We start from the raw sequence: 19,550 nt of genomic DNA, 5'->3' as shown, positions 1-19,550 counted from the left end.
TGATCAGATGCATAGCGTCGGGCCGTGCCCGATATCACGGTCCGTTTCGCCGCAGCGATGCGGACCCCCCGACGCCGGTGGCGACGTCGGGGGACGGTGCGCGGCGCTCGCCTGGCCTGCGCGGCGCTGGCCTGCCTGAGCGTGGTGTCGGGGCTGGTGGCCTGCACGTCCGGCCAGTCGACAGGGACCCACGCGGCGAGCTGCGTGGGTCCGGGCATCAGCCGGGACGAGATCCACCTCGGCATGATCTACCCGGACACCGGCATCACGGCCTCCCTGTTCGCGACGTTCCGCGACGGCGTCGACGCCCGTCTGGGCGTGGCGAACGCGGCGGGTGGGGTGAACGGCCGTCGGATCGCCTACACCTGGCGGGATGACGCGTCGAGTCCGGCGGGCAACCAGGCCGCGGCCCACAGCCTCGTCGACAACAACGCGGTGTTCGGCCTGATCGAGTCGTCGTTGTCGGCCGGCGCCTCCGCCGATTTTCTGCATGGAGCCGGAATCCCGGTCACCGGCACCTCGCTGGATCCCGACTGGGCCGGGCACGACAACATGTTCAGCTACTCGAACCTGGTGGCGAAGGGCTCATCGGTCTCTACCTGGGGCAGGTTCGTCGCCGACCAGGGCGGGCACCGTGCCGTTCTCGTCCAGTCGGCCTTCTCGCGGACGTCTATGGTGCTCGCCGACGAGATGGAGCACAGCCTGCGCGCGGTCGGCATCCCCGTGGTGGACCGGGTCGACGCGACCAGCCTGATCGCGGTGGCGGCGCTCGGGCAGCAGGTGCGGGCCAGCAATGCGGACGTGATGATCGGCACGGTGACCGGCGCGGCGTTCGCCAGCCTGCTGCGGGCCACCCGCAGCCAACCCTCGAAGCTGCGGGTCATCCTCTCGCCGACGAACTACGACCAGCTGTTGCTGGATCGCTACCGCGACGCCCTGCCCGACGTCTACACGTTCACCGACTACCAGCCGTTCGAGCTGAACCTGCCCGCCCATCGTCGCTTCCTGCAGGGCATGCGGGCCCACGCACCGCAGGTGACACCGCCCACCCAGCAGGCCGCCCTGGCCGGGTGGATCTCGGCCGACATGTTCCTGCAGGGGCTGGCGGTGGCCGGCTCGTGCCCGAACCGGGCCTCGTTCCTGCACGGCCTGCGGGCGCTGCGGGGCTACACCGCGGATGGCCTGCTGCCCGCCGCCGTCGACTTCGTCGCGAACAGCGGGCAGGTGAGCCCGTGCTACACGTTTCTGCGGATCAACCACGACGCGAGCGGCTTCGACGTGCTGCACCCGGCCCCTCGCTGTGGGCAGGAACTCGCCGAATAGCGCGTTCGGGCCCACGGTGTGAGCCGCTAGGTGTCGGCGAGCCACCCGCGCGGACAGCGGTCGGACTAGCATCACTGGCGGCGCGACGGAAACAGCAGCGCAGCTCGGTGGTCCGGTCACGATCGCCCGTCGGTCCGGCCCGGCCCGCCGTCCGACCTCCGGATGACCTGCACCAGGAGATGCCAGTGAGTTCAACGCCCGTCAACGTCACCGTTACCGGCGCCGCCGGTCAGATCGGCTACGCGCTGCTTTTTCGCATCGCGTCAGGCCAGTTGCTGGGCGCGGACACGCCGGTGAAGCTTCGGCTGCTGGAGATCCCCCAGGCGGTACGGGCCGCGGAGGGCACCGCCCTCGAGCTCGAGGACAGCGCCTTCCCCCTGCTCGCCGGCGTGGACGTCTTCGATGACGCCAAGCGTGCCTTCGAGGGCACCAACGTCGCCCTGCTGGTCGGGGCCCGCCCGCGGACCAAGGGCATGGAGCGCGGCGACCTGCTGTCCGCCAACGGCGGCATCTTCAAGCCGCAGGGTGAAGCGATCAACAGCGGTGCCGCCTCGGACATCCGGGTGCTCGTCGTCGGCAACCCGGCGAACACGAACGCGCTGATCGCCCAGACCCACGCGCCGGACGTGCCGGCCGAGCGGTTCACCGCGATGACCCGCCTCGACCACAACCGGGCGATCGCCCAGCTGGCGAAGAAGCTCGGCGTCGCGAACACCGAGATCAAGAAGATCACCATCTGGGGTAACCACTCGGCGAGCCAGTACCCGGACATCTTCCACGCCGAGGTCGGCGGCCGTAGCGGTGCCGAGGCGGTCGGCGATCAGAAGTGGATCGAAGAGGAGTTCATCCCGCGGGTGGCCAAGCGCGGCGCGGAGATCATCGAGGTGCGCGGTGCCTCGTCGGCCGCCTCGGCCGCCTCGGCCGCGATCGACCACGTCTACTCCTGGGTGAACGGCACGCCCGAGGGTGACTGGACCTCCGTGGCGCTGCCCTCCGACGGCTCCTACGGCGTGCCCGCGGGCCTGATCTCCTCGTTCCCGGTCACCTCCTCCGGCGGCTCGTTCCAGATCGTGCAGGGGCTCGAGCTCGACGCCTTCTCCCGGGCGAAGATCGACGCCTCGGTGCAGGAGCTCGCCGAGGAGCGGGAGGCTGTGCGCGCTCTCGGCCTGATCTGACCGATCCAGGCTGATCGTCGTCGAACCGCTGCCCCGAGGGCGCCACGGTGTGGCCCTCGGGGCAGCGGCGTTCTGACCGTGTTTCGAACCCCGAGGCGGCGGACTACACTGATCTTCCGCAGGCCACACACCGGTTCGGGGGAACTCGTGACGCAGAGGCTGACCGAGGCGGAGATCGAGGCTTTGGCCACCATGTTCGACACCCGGACCGGGGCCGTGCAGGTGCTGGAGGGCGCCGGTCTTGGTCGGGAGCAGATCCCGGTTTTCGACGGCTCGCCCTTCCAGTTCTGGACCGAGATCGCCCACCTGCTGCGTAACGGCATCATCGAGGACGGCCGGGTCCGCCTGCTCGCTGCCGCGGCGAAGCGGTTCCCCGCGCTGCCCGCCTTTCAGGGACAGCCGCCGGCGGAGTCCGCTCAGCATGCCGGATCTGGCGGGCATGCGCGGGCCGCCGGCCCGGCGGGCTGGCGGGCACCCACGTGGGGTGCGGCGCCAGGTGCGTCGCGGCCCGCCAGCCTGTTCTGCGTGGACGCGCGCGGCTACAGCTCTCGTGACCTGCACGGCCAGGTCGATGTGCGGGTCGGGGTCCGCGAGGTCATCGACACGGCTCTCGACCGGGCCGACGTCTCCGGTGCCGTACTGCTGCGCCAGGAGAGCGGTGACGGTTGTCTGTGCGCTCTGGATGCCGCGGTTCCCAAGGACCTGCTGGCCAGCGACTTCGTGCGCGAACTGCGCATCGCGCAGCGCCAGTTCAATCGGGTGCGCCAGCCGGAGGCACGGGTGCGGCTGCGACTGGCGCTGCACCATGGCCAGATCCTCCCCGAGGGCGAGGGCGCTGCGGGCGACGCGGTGGTGGTCGTGTGCCGCCTGGCCGACGCGGCTGCGGTCCGCACCGCACTGGACAACCACCCGGAAGCCGAGCTCGTCCTCGCGCTGTCGCCGGACTTCTACCGGGACACGGTCGCCGAAGGGCTGCGTGACCTGGATCCCGCCGACTTCGCCCTGGTCCCGGCAGTGGTCGGCAGGAAGTTCGTCGGGGATGTCTGGGTGACGTTGCCCGGTCACCGGACGAATCCACCGGTGACCGAACAGCCATTGCGGCTCGTACCGCAGCCCGGGGCGCAAGCCGCCGTCCAGGTTGCGCCGCAGCCCGCTCAGCAGACGCCGCCGGCCGACCGGCCGGTGCGGGTGCAGGCCCCGGACGGGCCCCCACCGCCGTTTCCCGGTCGCGTGTTCTGACACCGCCCGGGCGGTCACCGCCGGCTCGGTTCGCCGAGCGTGGCGGTGACGGTGGCGAGCAGGCGACACAGCCCCCGGCCGTAACTGTCGCTTCCCTCGAGGCGGCTCCATTCCCGCAGCGCCGTCATCATGGCGTGCAGTTCGGGCCCCGCGGCCTCGCCGGAGTGCACCCGGTCGATCAGGTTGTGCACGCGGGCCGTCCAGGCCAGTGCCTCATCGCCGGCGGCCCGTGCTCGGCGGGAGGCCTCGTCGATACGAGCGCGCCGCAACATCGGGCGCCCGGTTGCCGTGGCAGCTTCGGCAAGCCTGATCAGCCCGGCAGCCCGCCCGGCGTTGGAGCTGATGTCACCGTAGACGCTCAGTGACCGTCGCCATAGCTCCTCGGCGCGATCCGGATCGGCCTGTCGCTGGGCGGGGAGCAGGGTGCCGTCCCCACGCCGGCCCAGGGTCTGCGCGCCGCCGTTCGGATAGCCGGCCCAGTCCCCGCGAACCAGCGCGATGTGCGCGCGGGTTGCGTCATCGCTCTCTCCGGCCAGCTCAAGGGCGTCCAGCGCCCGTCCGGCCTGGGCGGCCCGACCCACCCGGAAGAGCAGGTCGGCCCGAAGGACCGCACCATAGGCACTGGCCTGGCGGACCGGGAGATCGGCCAACCGGGCGACGAACACGTCCGCGATGACCAGCGCGTCCACTGCCTGCTCCCACAGCTCGCTGCCGCCCGGGCCGCGCAGCGCCCGGGCGGCGACGCCGACGCGCGGCTCCGGCGGTGCGCTCCACGGGGCGAGGTCGACACCGGTCGGCATGCCCGCCTGGACGCCCTGGCCGGGCACCACCGCGACCGGTAGCTCCGAGATGCCGACGTTCGCCGTCGGTGGCCCCTGAACCGTTGGGATGACAGCGGTACCGCCGGCCGATGGCTGTGCCCCCGTGGCGGTCGGGTCGGCGACGAACTCGGGGCCCGGCCTCGTGGAGTGCGGGCGGCCTGCCCCACTCGTGCGTGCGCGAGCCAACAGCCGTGGGCCACCCCGGGCCCGTCCGCGGGCAACCATCCGGTGTAGGCCGTGCGCAGGGCCCCCTGGGCGGGGTCGGCTGCCCGGGATCGCCCAGCCGAACATCAGCGGCGTGGGAAAGCTCCATGGCGCCATCGCGGACGTCGCGAGCGCCGGAAGGACTGCATCCACCGAGCCGGTGATGCCACTCGCCCTGCCTGCCCCAGGGTGATCCACTCCGTCCGGATGATCGACTCGGCCCAGGAGATCCGCGCTCTTCGGGGACGGCAATCCCTCTCTCGCGGCCGGAACGGACGGAGACTGAGCGGCCGGCGACGCCGCTGGCAGTGATGCTCCACCGGGAACCGGCGCAGCGGGAAGCACGCCAGCCTCGGTCAGCCGGGGTGGAGTGGCGGCCGTGGAGACGTCAACATCGGATGCGGCGACAGTCCGGCCGTCGACAGCCGGTGCGGAGAAGGCCGGGGCAGAGAAATACGGAGTGCTGGTGGCCGGGACAGTGTCGGCCGGGACAGTGCCGGTCGAGGTGGTGCCGGTCGGGGAGACGGCCGCGCAGGAGTGGGCGGCAGCGGTGGTGATGCTCGCGCGGAGCCGATGCGGGCGGTGTGCGCCATCCGGATCCCGGGCGGGCGGCGGGGCCGACAGCAGCCGGGCCCGGGCGATCCGGATGCCCGGGATCACCTCGGCGCCGAGTACACAGATGACCGCGGTCTGTGGATCGAGACGATCATGGCGCTGTTCTCGTACGGCCTGCGCCGTCCATGTGGACAGCAGATGATCAGCCGGCGCCGCACCCGAGGCTGTCGACCATCGTCCGGGTGGACGAGCGGCGCCGGCATGACGCAGGCCCGCGCCATCGGGCGCCCAGTTCCGATCGAGTGCCAGCGCCGCCAGCCACAACGCCTCGTGGACGGCGACATGATCGGGGTCGGCGCGATCGTGTTCGCTCAGGCGCAGCTCGCGCAGAGCTCCCTTGGGACGGCCGGCGGCGAGTGCCGCCGCGGCCCGGACGAAATGGCGTTCCGTTGCCGGTGGAAACGGGTGCTGCACGGCCACCTGGCTGGGTTCGACGCGGTGCTGTTCCAGGAGGAGAAGGGCGATCAGAAGCCGAGCTGAGGAGAGCGGCATCGGGCGGTTCCTTCACGGGACGCGGCCATGTGGGACACGGCGGGCGTGACGGGTTCGACCCCGGTAGGGGCCATGGCAAATCCCTGACGGTGGCCACGACGGTACCGGGCATTCCGTCCCGTGAACATGGGTTCCGGCCGATGCATGAAAAGTAGGGGCAACGGTGGATCTGTCTCGAGGAAATGGTTACGAAAAGCGGCCGAAGTGGGGAAGCTAAATTAGCTGACCAAGTGGTGGTCGCTCGCCTGGTGCATTTCCTAGATTGTGTCGTGTGGGATGGCGTGGTAGCGTCTGGACAGTTCTTCGGTAAAGGTCGATCCAGCGAACTGGTGGTCGTCAATGGCGGCCACAGGAGCCAGGCCGCGTGAGTTCGTCACGACCGCGCCGTCATATCGGGCAAGATCTTCCAGTCGCACGGGCGCGCGTGTGCTGTCGGTGGTCCGCTCCAGTAGCGCCATGGTCACACCGGTCAGGCATGGCGCGTCCGGCCAGGTGACGGTCTCGCCGGCCAGAAACCCGATGTTGGTCCTGGCGCCCTCCGCGATGGTCCCGTCGGGCCACGTGAGCAGGGCCTCGTCGAAGCCGCGCCGGTGGGCGAGCCGGGCGTGTTCCAGCTGGCCGAAGGTGCCCAGGTGTTTGATGTGCGGAAAGGGTCTGGTGTAATGCACGGACATCAGCCGCCGAGGCGTCGGCGGCGCGTCGGCCGGTGGCCCGACCACGACGATGATCTCTCCCGGACCGTCCCCGGCGGGATCGGTGGCGATGACGCGTACCGTGGCATCCATCGCAGCAGCGCCGACCGCGGCGGCGGTCACGCAACCATGGGCGGCTCCGACCGGTGCGGTGCCAGGCGATGATTCGGCGGGCAATGCGGTCTGCGGGGTGTCCAAAGCCAGCCCGCCGACGGGGAACCTGGGTGCGTCGCAGGTGTGCGGTGGGCCGGTGACCTGGAGAAAGGCGGCGAGCGCCTGGCGGATTCGCGCACGCACCCGCTCGCCACCCAACGGCTTGCCGTAAAGCTCGCGGTGAGCGGTGTCGAGGCGTTCGAGGTGGAAGGTCAGACCGCGACACCCACCGGCACGCACCTGCAGGACGGTGAAATGTCCGTGGGAGAGCAGGGCGAGCCGCCCCCAGGCCCCGGGAGCGACGGCCTGGCCGTCGACCTCGACGTAGGGCGGCGCGGCGGCGACCATCCCCAGACGATAGCCACCGACACGGCGCGACTTACGCCAAGGTGCCACCAGGCGAGGTACGCCACATGAGTGTTCGCTAGCGTGCAGACGTGCCCGCGAAGCCGGCGGGTGCCTATGTCGAAGGCCGGCACCCGTCAGGCGCCTGGCCTGCCGAAACGAATGGAGCGGTCAATGTCCGACCTTGCCGTCGATCCCACCGCCGACCCGGCCAAGCTCATCACGACGCTGGCTGCCATGTCGGAGCGGGAGGTTTCCGACCTGCTTGCGGGCCCGGCCGGAAACGACGTGCTGGACGAGATCTTCCGCCAGATGCAGGCCAACTTCCGCCCTGAGCTGGCCCAGGGTGAGAACGCGCTTGTGCGGTTCGCGCTCAGTGGCGGCCCGGACGGTGGGACCCGCACATACGAGCTGCGGATCAATGATGGTCAGTGCGCGCTGGCGCACGAGCCCTCTTCCTCCGCCGTCGAAGGCCGGCAGTTGACCATCATGACTGACCGGGTGCGCTTCGTTCGCGTGCTGACCGGCCAGGCCAACGGCGCCAAGCTGTTCCTCACCCGCAAGATCAAGGTGGACGGGGACATAAAGTTCGGCGGCAAGGTGGTCAGCTGGTTCGGTGTTCCGACCCAACAGGACTGACCAGCGCCGCCCCGGCCCCGCCGCATCGGACGCGCCGTCCCGGCCACTCTCGCATTCTGTGTACGGAGAGTATTAGCCTTCGGCTGTCAGGGTGACGGAAGGTCGGGCTGGCCGTTGCCGGGCTACTCGGTGATGCGTCGCTCCGGGACGACGGGCAAGGAGTGTGGATGGTGCGGCTGCTGCTCGACGGGCAGGTCTTCGATCTGCCCGCGGGAACGGATCCGGTGGCCCTGCGCCGCCGGGCCAGCGATGTGATGAGCGGTGCGGCCGGCAACGCCGGGCTCGACCGGATCACCCTCGCCAGCGGCGACATCCTTGAGGTCAACTGGCGGACGGTCGGCGTCGTCGAGGTCGTCGAATTCGAGCCCGACGACGACGCCGACTGAGCCGATGCCGACCGGACCGTGTTCCGGCCGGCCGGCCCGGTCAGAGCGCGAACTCGGCCGGGTCCAGGCCAAGGACGAGTGCGGCCTCGCGCACCACGGCCCGCTCGCTGGCCACGAACTCGCCGTCCACCAGGCCGATGACCTGCCCGAACCGGACGACGGCCGAGGCCTGCGCCGCCCGCCCCCGCACCTTGGCGATCTCGGCCAGAGCCACCGCCCGGCCAGCTTCAAGGTCGGCGGTCAGGCGGTCCAGATGACCCTCGAACAGGGTGATCGTCTCCTGCTCCGGGAACTGTGACAGCACCGGATCGGTTGCGGCATAGGCCCGCACGCCCTCCCGCTCGGCCGGGTCGATGCGACCGTCGGCGACGGTCACCAACGCGCAGATCGCGACCGCTGCGTCACGGAAAGCAAGCGTGCGCAGCTCCTCCCGGCGGGCGAACAGCTGGGCCCGCAGGGACACCAACGACGGCAGCCGCCGGGCTCCACCGATCGGGTCGAGCCCCCGCCACAGCGGCCAGCCCTCGGCCAGCCACCCACGCACCACCTCGGCCATCGACACCGGACGCAGCCGGGTTGCCAGCAGGACGTCCACATCCACCGGGACGAGGCTGTGATCTCCCCACCGCGACGGCGTCGGGATGTCGGTGGGCCAGATCCCGCCGAACAGCACGCTGAGCACGTGGTCCTCGGCCTGTGCCGGGGCCCGGCCCGAGACGCTGCCGTCATGCTCGACCGCGCCGACGAACTGTCGGGACACCACCCGTGGCCCGGCCAACCGGCCGACCAGCCGTTCCAACGCTTCGTCGGCCGATTCGTCTCCCTGCACCGCACCGCCCGGCAGTACATGCCACGCATCGTCGGGCGGCCGGGCGAGCAACACCCGGTGATCGATACGCAACAACAGGCGGACATCAAGATGAACAGCGGTCCGTAGCGGCATACAACGGCCTCCCGGCGACACACAGCACAGTGGGTCTCTCGCTCACCGCATCATTGCGCAGACGGCGTGACAACCACACACAGCGGTGCGTCCGGGTCATCCGCTCGGCCGGGATGTCCGGCTCGTGCCGGCCGCACGGCACGGACGGGAAACCCCTGCAGGATCCGGAGCGTGAACGCCCGGGTGGTGCGAGGCCCGGATCGGGGCAGTCCTGCACCAGGGTGGCATCCGGTGGCAGAACGGTCGGAGGCGCGCCGTAGCGTCGGGACGTACTGTTCGTCCACCTCGACGGTGCCGTGGGCCCGCGCGTGCGCACGCACCGGGCCGGCCGCGGTCGGGGTGCGTGCCACGATGAGGTGTTCGTGAACAAGTTTCTGCTCAGCGTGCACGTCCTGACGGCGATCGTCGCCATCGGCCCGGTGACCGTGGCGGCGAGCATGTTCCCCCCGGCGGCTCGTGCCGCCCTGGCCAGTCCCGGCGACGCGCACGCCGTGGGGGTCAGCCGGGTGCTGTACCGGATCTGCGGGATCTACTCGGCCGTCGGTCTGCTCGTGGTTCTGTTCGGCTTTCTCACCGCCCAGAGCCTCGGTGTTCTCGGTGAGGGCTGGTTGATGGCGGCAATCGCGCTGACCGCCCTCGCCGCCCTGGTGCTCGCCTTCGCGGTTCTGCCCGCCCAGCGCGACCTGATGGACGAGATCACCGCCGCCAGCGTCAGCTCCGTCAGCTCCGTCAGCTCTGGTGGCTCGATCGGTGGCAACCCGGCCGGCGGAGAACCGGCCGGCGCCGGGATGGCCGCCGAGCGGCCGGCCGGGGGTGAAGCGGCCGGCGCAGCCACGCTCGAGGCAGCCCCGCTCGACGGCGAGACGGCTGGTGTCGGGGCCCCCGCGGATGGGGTGGCGGCTGCGGCGGGTGGGGTGGCCCGGAGTCGACGACTGGCAATGAGTGTCGGCATCTTCAACCTGCTGTGGGTGGCCGTCACCGTTCTGATGATCATCCGTCCTGGGTCCACGACGAACGTCTGAGGCCGGCCCTCTGGCGGCGTCCCGTCCGATGAGGTCGGTCCCCGTCCACCGCAGTCCCCGCCCGTCGGGTCACGTTGTTGTCTGTCGGATCGCGTCGGGAACGCGGGATTTCTCCGTCAGGGCAGGCACTTCGGTGGGATGATCGTCGCGGACGTCCCGGTGGGGGCGGGCGACGACGGGGGAGACATCGGTGGGGCAGGCCCTGGACACGGTCAGGCGGGCGCTGGACGCCTTCGACGGCGGCGATGTGCCGGCCGCCCTCGCACTGATGCACGAGGATCTGGTGGTCGAAGCACCCGGCGGGGTGCGGGTCGAGGGCCGGGAGGCCGGCGCCGACTACAGCGCCGCGTTCCTCGCCGCGTTCGGCGATGTGGACGTCGACACGCACATCCTCGCCGAACAGGGCCAGCTCGTCGTCGAGGAGTACACCCTGACCGCGACCCACACCGGAGTTCTGCGGGACCCCGACGGCACCGAGTTTCCGCCCAGCGGGCGCCGGATCACCCTGCGGGTCGTCGAGGTCTACCGGGTGGAGGATGGCCTGATCACCGAGAACCGGCTCTACTACGACCAGACCCGCCTGGCCCGCCAGCTCGACCTGATCGCCTGACGCCCCAGTTTCCGGCAGCCTGTGCCGGTGGGTCGATGTTCGGCGGCTGATCGTCCGGGACATACTCCATCCGGAACCCCGGCAGACCGGACACACCGGGCGGGACGGCTGCCGGGCGGACCCGGGGGATCGGCGAAGGGCGGGACATGCAGTTCGACGACGAACAGGTCGATGCATCCGAGCTGGACGACCAGCGCGGCGGAGGCGGGGGCCTGGGCCGCGGCGTCGCGTTCGGCACCGGCGGTGCGGGCATCATCGGGGTGGTCATCTATCTGCTCGTCACCGTGCTCGGCGGCGGGTCCGGGTCGTCGACGTCCGGCCCGGCGCTGTCCCAGCCCGGCGGTGGGACGTCCGGGGACGTCGCCCAGCGGTGCAACACCAGCGGGGCGATCAACACCTACGACGACTGCTTCGTCCTGAAGGCGTTCAACGAGATCAACGAGGTGTGGGCCGCCCAGTTCAGCCGCGCCGGGCAGACGTACACCAAACCGCGCCTGGTCTACTTCTCGCAGGCTGTGCGCACCGGCTGCGGCACCGCGTCGTCCCAGGTCGGCCCGTTCTACTGCCCGCCGGACCGGCGGGTCTACATCGACCTCGGCTTCCTGGCCCAGCTGCAGCAGGACTACGGCGCCCAGGGCCGCTACGCGCAGGCCTACATCGTCGCCCACGAGGTGGGTCACCACCTGCAGACCCTGACCGGTACGGAGGCGCGCGTCCGCCAGGCGCAGCAGGCCGACCCGTCCCGGGAAAACGCGCTGAGCGTGCAGCTGGAGCTGCAGGCCGACTGTTATGCCGGGGTGTGGAGCACGCTTGCGAACACCGGCGGCAACGTCACGATCGGTGAGGCCGAGCTCGACCAGGCCCTCGGTGCCGCCCAGGCCGTCGGCGACGACCGCATCCAGGCCCGCGCCGGCGACGTCAACCCCGAGACCTGGACACACGGCTCCGCCGAGCAGCGCCGCAGCTCCTTCCTCACCGGCTACCGCGGCGCCACCATGGCCTCCTGCGGCACCGTCCCCCACGCCTGAGCGGAGTTGCCGCCGGCCGTTCGGGGTGGCCCCGGCCAGGCGGGCGGCACTGCGACAGGTGATGCCGCCGACCGAACGCCACCGCGACCAGGTGGGACTGCCGTCGGCTACGTGCGGGCGACGGCACCGAAGATGCTGATCTCCCCGTCTGCCAGCGTCGGCTCCACCTCCGGCCGCCACCGGTGGACGACCTCGATACCGGGATCGAGGATGGTGAGACCGTCGAAGAAACGCGCGATCTCCGCCCTGCTCCGGGGTTGAAGCCGCACCCCGGACTGGCGGATCTTCGCTGTGGCCTCGTGGGAGTCCGCGTTGAGGTCGTTGGTGCCGTGGCTGATGACGAGGAAGCTGCCCGCCGGCAACGGGTCGAGCAGGGTGCGGACGATCTCGAACGGCTCGTCCCCCTCGAGAAAGTGCAGCACCGCGATCAGACAGAGCGCCACCGGCCGGGTGAGGTCGAGGGTCTCGGTGAGCTCCGGGGCCGCCAGGATGCGCGCGGGATCCCGCAGGTCGGCGTGAAGACAGGTCGTGCGGCCCTCGGGCGAACCGACGAGCCGCGCCCGCGCGTGCGCCAGCACGATCGGTACCATCCCCGGGTTGCGCATGACAAGTGGGTACTTGCGCGCCGGAACAGTTGTGAGCAACGGGTGGGCGCACATGTCGGTGTACTGGGCGCGTAGACGACGGTGCTGTTCTGCCTGGAGGCTAGGCGGCGGGTGCGCGGCGGGCTAGCACGTTCGCGATGAGGGTGGCAGCCGCTGGCGGGACGGGCGGGGCTTCGGCGAGTGTTTCGGCGAGCCAGCGTGCCACCGCTTCGGCGTCCTTGCCGTCCGACTCGGCATCGTGGGCACCCCGCGCCCTGGCCGTAGGGCCCGGCGCCACTGTGGGGCTCTTTCCATCCTTGTCCGCCGTGCCGGTCTGCGGTGGCCCGTCCTCCGTCTGCGGTGGGTCGTCACACGAGTCGGTATGGGCCGGACGGCGAACGCGAGACGGATCGACCACAGCACCTCACAGGGCAGGCGGAGATAATTCGGCAAACAAACGCTAACCGGACTATCCGTTGCCGCCAAGAGGATGCATTCCGTCGACAGTCCCCGCCGGCTCCCACGCTTAGATACGATGCCAATAGGAGCATGATTCTTGGTTCGCTTGGGTGGGCGTCGGACGCTGGCTGAGCTGCACCGATGCGCCACCTCGGACCCGCCCAATAAACAGGTAGGCGGATGGGTACTCCGGTAGGTAAGCGGACGGGCGGGTCACGGAAAAACAGACCTTTCGGCCATTTCACCGCAAAATAGACGGTAAAATGTGACGGAGGTCACCAGGAAAAGGAGGCTCTGTCTAGTCTGGTGCCTTCTGGCGGGTTCGTACTCAGTCCGCATCGACGATCGTCACCTGCGAAGGCCGGCAGCCAAGGGTTGTCGACCGATCCAGAAAGCGTTTGATCCGCCACCTTCTCTCCGGACAAGGGCTTCAGGCGGCAAGCCAGGGTGGCCGCACCCTGGGGCCTGGGCCTTTGCGCTGGCTCGATGGAGTCGTGTGCGGGTGGTCGTGTGGTCAGCCGCCGCCGGTGGTCAGTGCGGGGACGGAGATGACGGTGACCTGGATGGTGGAGACGGTGGTGAGGCCGTTGAACATGCCGGTCTGGCCGGCGCCGGTCCAGGTGACGTTCCAGGTGACGGTGGCGGTCACGGGGAACACGCCGCCGGGCTGGTCGTCGGAGTCGGTCTGGTAGGTGTAGCCGCAGTCCGGTGAGGCTGCCTTCGGGTCGCTGGTGGGTGGGTAGGGGGTGCCGGGGCCGGCGCAGCGGACCTGGGTGCCGTCGCCCATCGTCCAGACGGCCTCGGTGGGGGTGGCGACGGCGGTCACCGACACGCCGCCGGCAGCGGCCGTGGCGGAGACGGGCTGCCAACCGGCGGGGTCGAGCCACATCCACGTCGGCAGGCGGATGAGCTGCCGGCCGGTCGGACTCAGTGCGATCTTCGGGCCTTGGAGGCGGAGCTGGTTGCGGGCCTGTTCAGCGAGGGCCCCCGGATCGGGAACGGCAGCCGCCGGAGCGGCCTGCCCGTCCGCGATCCAGACCGGGGGCCGGTAGAGCGCGTCGCGCCACCCGTCGTTGTGGCACTGGTAGACATACCAGGCTCCCGCCTGCCCGTCCGGGCCGGTTGCGACAGGCAGCACCCGCAGCAGCCGCGGCCGGTCGACTGCGGCCACCACGCGGAGTCCGCCCGCACGCGGGGCGGGGCGAAACACCACCGGCTGGATCGGATCGCCGTCGGGCTGGAAGTCGCTGCGGGTGTACGAGCATGTGGCGAGTTCCGACGGGTCGAGCGAGGTGTCACCGGGCGGGCGCACCGCACCGCCGCTGGCCGCACCGCCGTGTGACCTGCCGCCCTGTGGCGCTGGGCGGGCAGCCTCGCCGGGTGGGGGCGGGGGGCTGGCGTTCTGTCCGGCAGCGAGTTCACAGCCTGGATGCGGATTCTGGTCGCAGTCGGTGAACGCATACGGGTCGCGGGCGAAGGCCGGGGAGGCACCTGCGGCGGCCAGCAGGAACAGCATCGCGGTCACCGTCGCCGCGCGCCGGACCCTCAGCATGACCCGAGAGCCTCGACGGCGAAGCGAGTCACTTTCCACGACCCGTCCTGGTGCAGGCGAACCTCGGAGGTGACTGCCCGCCGGCCACCCGGCTCGTCATCGACCAGCGTGCCGTTGGTGTGGTACTGAAGCCAGTTCGTACTGTCGGCGCAGTCGAACACCATCACCATCGTCGGCGCCGCAGCCGGACTGACCGAAGTGACCTTCGGATGCAGCACCGGCGCCCCACGCGACACCAGCCCGTTGTAATGGTCGGCGTACAGGCTCCCAGAGGCGACCTGCAACGCCGACCCGGAGGCGTAGCGCACCAGCTCGGGTGACCTCCAGTTCGACGTGTGGCTGGCCTGCGCCATCGCCTGCCACAACCCGACATAGGCGGCCACCGCCCGCCGCCCAGCAAGATCAGCCGGCGACGTCGGCGACGACGACACCGACGGCGACACCGAGGCGCCCCGTGTCATAGATGGGGTCGAGCTCACGGCGGGTTCCGGCTCGGAGCCATGATCCGAGCTGCACGCACCCACCATCACCGCGACGGCCAGCAGCACGCCGGCCGTCGCCCACCACGCCGGCCGGCAGCGAGCGCGCAGGTCCGAACGAGTAGCCACAGCACCCACCTCGCAGCGTCCGGCGCCGGTCCGTCACCCCTGCAACCCGGACCGTTCCCCTCCATGCGTACCTCGCCGACAGGCCAGTGGGCCGTACCAACTCGGAAGTGAGAACGACAATCCAGCAAAAATTGGCCCTTTATAGCTATATCGTCGCTAGTCCAACCAGAACTAGCGGATGACTCAAAAGGAGCATTCTCTGCTGGCGGACGGGAAATGCTGGCGTCTGCGCACCCAGAGCGCGACACCACAGGGCCCTCGCCCGCCGAACCTCCGTGCCCGTCGGGTGTTCAAGGCCCACCATCGACGCACGCGATGGGACTACTCGTCGAGGGTCGGACCGAGGAGAAGGGCCTCACCCAGATCAGCCGTCGCGGAGCTTCCTGGCCAGCCTGCGGCCAGGTCGGCGTGCAGCCGCCGCAGCCGCGGGAGGAGTCGAGCGCCGGCTACGCGGGTCGGGTCAGCCAGGAGACCCCTGGGGTCCACGCGGCACGGCGAGCAGCGCCGCGCCGAACAAGCTGCGTTCGGCGCCGTCCGGGGCAGAATTGATCACCATGGGGGTGGCGTCGGCGGGCGTTGCGTGGCTATGGGCGGCGCGTTCGATGGCGGCGAGGTAGCCGCCCGCGTCGGCGCGGCGAGCCGTGATCGCGGGCAGCGCACCACCGATCGTGATCACGTCAGGTCCGATCAGGTTCGCCACGGTGGCCAGGCCGATGCCGAGCCAGTGGCCTGCCTCTTGCATCGCTTGCCTTGCCGCGTCGTCTCCGCGGGCCGCCGCCTGGGCAAGATCGACGAGCATGATTGATCCGGGTTGCGGCGAGGCGCTGGTGCGCCGGATTCGCGAGGCGGTGGTACGCAGCTCCCGGTAGCGGCGTAGGACCGCTGGGGCCGCTGCCAGCGCGGTGACACAGCCCGGGGTCGCGCAGGTGCCGCATCGCCGGGGGCTGTCGGGGTCGATGGGGATGTGCCCGAAGGTGTTCGGATGCAGCTGCCCGTTCAGGACGATGCCGGCGTGGACCGTGGCGCTGACCGTGACGTGTGCGAGGGTGCCGGTCCGGCCGCGTCGGTGGTACTCGGCCCAGGTTGCGGCCAGCCCGGGATGGGTCACAGTGACCGGGAGCCCAGGAACCTGGCGGGTGACGTGGTCGTGCCAGGGCGCAGCGGGTTGGGCGGTCACGATCGCGACGGCGTCGAGGTCGGTGGTGGCGATCTCGGCGAGCAGGGCGAGCACCTGTTCCCGGTAGAAAGCGGGCACCTTTCGCGCGGAGCGGGGAATGAGCCGGGGGCGCAACATCTGGACCATCGGATCGGTGGCGGTATCGACGAGGGCGTGGGCGACCTGGCCGGTTCCGATGGAGACCGCGTACACGCGCACCCGATCGGTCTCGCCTACGCGGACAGTCACGCCCGCCAAGGCCGTCATGTGGACATCGTCGGACTCTGCGAGTACGCGACGATCAGCGCGACGGTGATGTGTCTAGCGACCGGGGCGATCATGGCCGTGTTCGTCGCAGTGCCGTGCTGTACCAGGCAGCGAGCGCCCCAGCCAGCTGTGTCCGCTGTGCGAAGGCGTGCTGCGCGGTGGACACCGACCGTGGGCGTGCCCACGGTCGGTGTCCACCGCAGGCTGCTGATCGTCGCCAGGTATTCGGCGCGTTGCCACCGCTGTGGTCTGGCGGGGCTCATCCACCCACCGCCCGGCGGACAAGCCCGAACAGGGAGAGGGCGCTCCTGCGGTCGGCCAACGCGACCGTCCTTGCCCCGGCGCGCGCGGCCCGTCCCATCAGCACCTCTGGGAACGCGCCTCGGCCTGACAGCGACAACTCGACATGCAGGTCAATCACGGTGCGTCCCGACCGCCGTGCCGATGATCGGCATCGTCCCGTGACCGGCCTGGACGATCTGGGCGTAGGCGGCGGGGGCGGTCGTCTCCGCGCCGAGCACAGGGCCGCCGGCCCCGTGATGACCACTACCCCCAGTGACGATCAGACCGAGGTGACGGGCGATCACCCGCAGCTCCCGACGATCGTCCTGGTGATGTGTGGGGTGGTCGACCTCAAGGCCGGCCAGACCGTCGTCGTGCAGGGCCGTGATGTCGTCGGCGGTGAGGGTCAGCCGGCCGGGCCAGCGCGCATACGCAAGCACAGGCACCCCGCCCGCCCCGCGGATCGCACTCAGAGCCTGGCGGGCCGAGGGGAGCCGACGGCGTTGGGGCGGATACTGGCCACCCAGCCAGGCGGGGCTGAGCGCCTCCGCGAGAGTGCCCGCCAGTCCTGCGGCGACCAGTGCCCCGGCGACGTCAGGGATGCCGGGGCGGCGATGCCCAGCCTGGGTCGCCACGTCTTCCCAGGTCAGCGGGTGGCCCCCGTTCTGTAGATCACGGAGGAGTTTGCGGACCTGGCGCTCCTGCTCGTCACAGGTGTCGCCCAGGATGCCCAGCAGGGTCCGGTCGCGCGGGTTACACAGATAGGCCAACAGCGACAGCGGGACACGGTGCACGCCCAGGTCCACCGCGCAGGACACCTCCACCCCCGGCAACAGCGTCAGACCCACGGGCAGCGCTTTCTCCGCCTCCGCAACACCGTCGAGCGTGTTGTGATCGGTCAGGGAAATCACATGCAGGCCCGCCGCCGCCGCCTCCACGGCCAGCTCGCCGGGAAACGCGCTTCCGATCGACCGACACGAATGCACATGAAGATCAATACCGGCGGTTGTGGTCATGCTTTGCGTGCCACGGCGCCGTAGACACTCACTTCCGCGTCTGTCCTCGACACGTCGGGGGTGTCGGGTCGCCAGCGATGCACCGTGGTCACGCCGGGGTCGATCAGGTGCAGTCCGGTGAAGAACCGGGTGACCTCGTCGTGGGAGCGTGCCACTGTGGGAATGCCCTGCTCCCGGTAGAGCGTGGCGACCTGGTCGGCGGCTGGGCTGTGGTCGGCGGTGAGGTGGCTGAGCATGAGCGCGCTGCCGGCGGGCAGCTCGTTCATCAGATGCGCCACGATGGCGTACGGGTCGTCCGCGTCGGTCAAAAAGTGCAGGATCGCGATGAGGGACAGCGCGACGGGCTGGCGTAGGTCGAGGGTGTCGCGGACCTCGTCGGAGACCAGGACCGACAGCGGGTGCCGCAGGTCCGCGTCGAGATAGGCGGTACGACCCGCCGGTGTGCTGGTCAGCAACGCACGGGCATGGACCAGGACCAGCGGATCATTATCGGCATAGACGACACGGGCCTCGGGGGCGATGGTCTGCACGACCTCGTGCAGGTTCGGCGAGGTCGGCAGCCCGGTACCGATGTCGAGGAACTGCCGGATTCCTGCCTCGGCCGCGAGGAAACGGGCCGCGCGGATCATGAAAGCCCGGTTCTCCCGGGCCATCACCGGCACACTCGGCGCGGCATCGAGGACCTTCTCGGCGGCCTCACGGTCCGCAGGGAAATGCTCCTTCCCGCCCAGAAAGTAGTCATACATGCGGGCGGCGTGCGGCTGCCCGACGTCAAGGTCCCGGACCGGATTACTCATATTCCCTTCACCACGTCGACGTCAGAGGCGTGGCCTGTTCACGGCGACACCACCGCCGTGGACAGGCCACGCTGCCGGGAAGAAACGGTCAGAACATCACCCGCGCGGGACCCATTCACGCTCGGTCGGACCGCCACGCGCCCCGACGCCCTGCGGCTCGCCCTCGGCGCCGTCCAGTTCGTCCTCGCCAGCCGGGGCCAGTTCCCCCCTGCTCCCCGCCAGGAGGGACTCGCCGCCTTCCTGCTCCGGCGGATCACCGTTCGGGTCGACGATCTCGCCGTCGCTGCTGTGCAGGGTGAACGCGGGGGCGACGGCCGCCGCGATCACGGGCGCCAGCAGCTCCAACTCCCGCCGCGTGTCCTCCACGTACAGGCCGACCAGCTGGTTCCAGCGGTCCTCGCCCAGCGCCATCCGCACAAGCTCGATGTACGTCGGGACCCGGTCCTCCTCCTGGAAGAACAGCGCGGCCCGTGTCTTCAGATGCGCGGCGGCCTCCGACGGCGGCGGGAACGGCTGGGCCGTCGGGCGCACCTGGTGTCCGGCCAGCGCGAACTCGATCCGACCCCGGCGCAGCTTCCTGCGGTAGTCGGCCTGAAGGTCCAGCAACGCACGAAGATCGTCCAGATCCAGACTGAGCTCCCGGTGATAGAACAACGCCCGGTCAGCGACCGACTCCGGCGCGAGACTGTGCAACTCCAGGTCCAACAGCCCCGCCCGGTAGGGAGCTGCTTCGAAAAACGGCGGCATATAAAACTCCGATCATCGGACGTCAAGAAAGAAAAACGGAAAGGAAGCCTTCGCCTGCAGCAGGCGTACGAGCCGCACCGACGAAAAACGGTGTCCTCCGCAGGTGAGCAAACATGAAGGCCGGGCGGAAACTGGCCGTCGGAACGCCCCGCCCCTGGGCACGGTCAGCCTGCGCGACCGCCCCGGCCGTCGTCGGCCTCAGAGCCGGCCGGCTCGCTACGCCCCGATGCCAGCACCCCACCGGCGTGGATGGGGCGCTCACGGCTCTGGCCCGGCATGTGTCTACGCCGTACCTGTTCGAGGGCCTGTCGCGGCACCCGCACCGGGAGAGGCGGCGGGTCTACCCGATCCGGGTTGTCCTGCCCGACCGGGCCCGACGAATCCGCCATGAATAC

General features: G+C 70.4%; 19 protein-coding genes. 8 read left to right on the top strand and 11 right to left on the bottom strand.

The window, feature by feature from the left end:
* Window positions 1–24 precede the first annotated feature (24 nt).
* The 3 genes from ND747_RS11780 (at window position 25) to ND747_RS11770 (ending at window position 3,737) form a co-directional block, all read left to right on the top strand.
* On the top strand, window positions 25–1,323 hold the full coding sequence (locus ND747_RS11780; RefSeq protein ID WP_251733560.1) for an ABC transporter substrate-binding protein: 1,299 nt from the start codon (window positions 25–27) through the stop codon (window positions 1,321–1,323).
* Between the two features lie 185 nt (window positions 1,324–1,508).
* Window positions 1,509–2,498: a malate dehydrogenase gene (locus tag ND747_RS11775; protein WP_251733559.1), complete on the top strand. Its 990-nt coding sequence runs from the start codon at window positions 1,509–1,511 to the stop codon at window positions 2,496–2,498.
* A gap of 147 nt (window positions 2,499–2,645) precedes the next feature.
* Window positions 2,646–3,737, top strand: a complete 1,092-nt coding sequence (locus ND747_RS11770; protein ID WP_251733558.1) for an effector-associated domain EAD1-containing protein — start codon at window positions 2,646–2,648, stop codon at window positions 3,735–3,737.
* Between the two features lie 14 nt (window positions 3,738–3,751).
* Here ND747_RS11770 and ND747_RS11765 read toward each other — a convergent pair whose 3' ends face one another.
* A complete protein-coding gene (locus ND747_RS11765) occupies window positions 3,752–5,869 on the bottom strand; it encodes a hypothetical protein (protein ID WP_251733557.1) in 2,118 nt (705 codons plus the stop codon).
* Window positions 5,870–6,126: 257 nt separating this feature from the next.
* Complete coding sequence (locus ND747_RS11760; protein ID WP_251733556.1) at window positions 6,127–7,062, bottom strand: aminotransferase class IV; 936 nt, start codon at window positions 7,060–7,062, stop codon at window positions 6,127–6,129.
* A gap of 171 nt (window positions 7,063–7,233) precedes the next feature.
* On the opposite strand from ND747_RS11760, the gene ND747_RS11755 reads away from it, so the two are divergent.
* On the top strand, window positions 7,234–7,698 hold the full coding sequence (locus ND747_RS11755; RefSeq protein WP_251733555.1) for an SCP2 sterol-binding domain-containing protein: 465 nt from the start codon (window positions 7,234–7,236) through the stop codon (window positions 7,696–7,698).
* A gap of 167 nt (window positions 7,699–7,865) precedes the next feature.
* Window positions 7,866–8,084 (top strand): hypothetical protein, encoded by a 219-nt coding sequence (locus ND747_RS11750; protein ID WP_251733554.1) that lies wholly within the window; start codon window positions 7,866–7,868, stop codon window positions 8,082–8,084.
* A gap of 40 nt (window positions 8,085–8,124) precedes the next feature.
* Here the strand turns inward: ND747_RS11750 and ND747_RS11745 are convergent, their stop codons facing one another.
* Window positions 8,125–9,027, bottom strand: coding sequence for a TerB family tellurite resistance protein (locus tag ND747_RS11745; protein WP_251733553.1), 903 nt, complete (start codon window positions 9,025–9,027; stop codon window positions 8,125–8,127).
* Between the two features lie 362 nt (window positions 9,028–9,389).
* Here ND747_RS11745 and ND747_RS11740 point away from each other — a divergent pair, with 362 nt between their 5' ends.
* The 3 genes from ND747_RS11740 to ND747_RS11730 all read left to right on the top strand — a co-directional run bounded on the left by ND747_RS11740 (window position 9,390) and on the right by ND747_RS11730 (window position 11,687).
* Window positions 9,390–10,049: a protease gene (locus tag ND747_RS11740; protein WP_251733552.1), complete on the top strand. Its 660-nt coding sequence runs from the start codon at window positions 9,390–9,392 to the stop codon at window positions 10,047–10,049.
* Between the two features lie 190 nt (window positions 10,050–10,239).
* Window positions 10,240–10,659 carry an ester cyclase gene (locus ND747_RS11735; RefSeq protein WP_251733551.1) on the top strand — a complete coding sequence of 140 codons (420 nt, stop codon included), beginning with the start codon at window positions 10,240–10,242 and terminating at the stop codon, window positions 10,657–10,659.
* A 146-nt stretch (window positions 10,660–10,805) separates the two neighbouring features.
* Window positions 10,806–11,687 (top strand): neutral zinc metallopeptidase, encoded by an 882-nt coding sequence (locus ND747_RS11730; protein WP_251733550.1) that lies wholly within the window; start codon window positions 10,806–10,808, stop codon window positions 11,685–11,687.
* A gap of 107 nt (window positions 11,688–11,794) precedes the next feature.
* Here ND747_RS11730 and ND747_RS11725 read toward each other — a convergent pair whose 3' ends face one another.
* From ND747_RS11725 to ND747_RS11690, 8 genes are all read right to left on the bottom strand, one after another.
* Window positions 11,795–12,265 carry an SAM-dependent methyltransferase gene (locus ND747_RS11725; protein WP_251733549.1) on the bottom strand — a complete coding sequence of 157 codons (471 nt, stop codon included), beginning with the start codon at window positions 12,263–12,265 and terminating at the stop codon, window positions 11,795–11,797.
* 127 nt (window positions 12,266–12,392) lie between these two features.
* Window positions 12,393–12,569, bottom strand: a complete 177-nt coding sequence (locus ND747_RS11720; protein ID WP_251733548.1) for a hypothetical protein — start codon at window positions 12,567–12,569, stop codon at window positions 12,393–12,395.
* A gap of 675 nt (window positions 12,570–13,244) precedes the next feature.
* On the bottom strand, window positions 13,245–14,282 hold the full coding sequence (locus ND747_RS11715; RefSeq protein ID WP_251733547.1) for an ATP/GTP-binding protein: 1,038 nt from the start codon (window positions 14,280–14,282) through the stop codon (window positions 13,245–13,247).
* Window positions 14,276–14,890: a hypothetical protein gene (locus tag ND747_RS11710; RefSeq protein ID WP_251733546.1), complete on the bottom strand. Its 615-nt coding sequence runs from the start codon at window positions 14,888–14,890 to the stop codon at window positions 14,276–14,278. The genes ND747_RS11715 and ND747_RS11710 overlap by 7 nt, the downstream gene beginning before the upstream one ends.
* A 460-nt stretch (window positions 14,891–15,350) precedes the next feature.
* The gene (locus tag ND747_RS11705; RefSeq protein WP_251733545.1) at window positions 15,351–16,313 is read right to left on the bottom strand and encodes an ROK family protein; all 963 of its coding nucleotides are present in this window, start codon (window positions 16,311–16,313) and stop codon (window positions 15,351–15,353) included.
* Window positions 16,314–16,726: 413 nt separating this feature from the next.
* Entirely contained in the window at window positions 16,727–17,611 is an 885-nt protein-coding gene (locus tag ND747_RS11700; RefSeq protein WP_251733544.1) for a PHP domain-containing protein, read from the bottom strand.
* Window positions 17,608–18,408: an SAM-dependent methyltransferase gene (locus ND747_RS11695; protein ID WP_251733543.1), complete on the bottom strand. Its 801-nt coding sequence runs from the start codon at window positions 18,406–18,408 to the stop codon at window positions 17,608–17,610. The genes ND747_RS11700 and ND747_RS11695 overlap by 4 nt, the downstream gene beginning before the upstream one ends.
* A 96-nt stretch (window positions 18,409–18,504) precedes the next feature.
* Entirely contained in the window at window positions 18,505–19,155 is a 651-nt protein-coding gene (locus tag ND747_RS11690) for a hypothetical protein (RefSeq protein ID WP_251733542.1), read from the bottom strand.
* Between the last annotated feature and the right edge of the window lie 395 nt (window positions 19,156–19,550).

Origin of the sequence: Frankia sp. R82 (assembly GCF_023716925.1) — a bacterium.
Classification (GTDB): domain Bacteria; phylum Actinomycetota; class Actinomycetes; order Frankiales; family Frankiaceae; genus Frankia.
The sequence above is the reverse complement of the archived record's forward strand: the minus strand, read 5'-3'. Positions and strand labels throughout refer to the sequence as shown.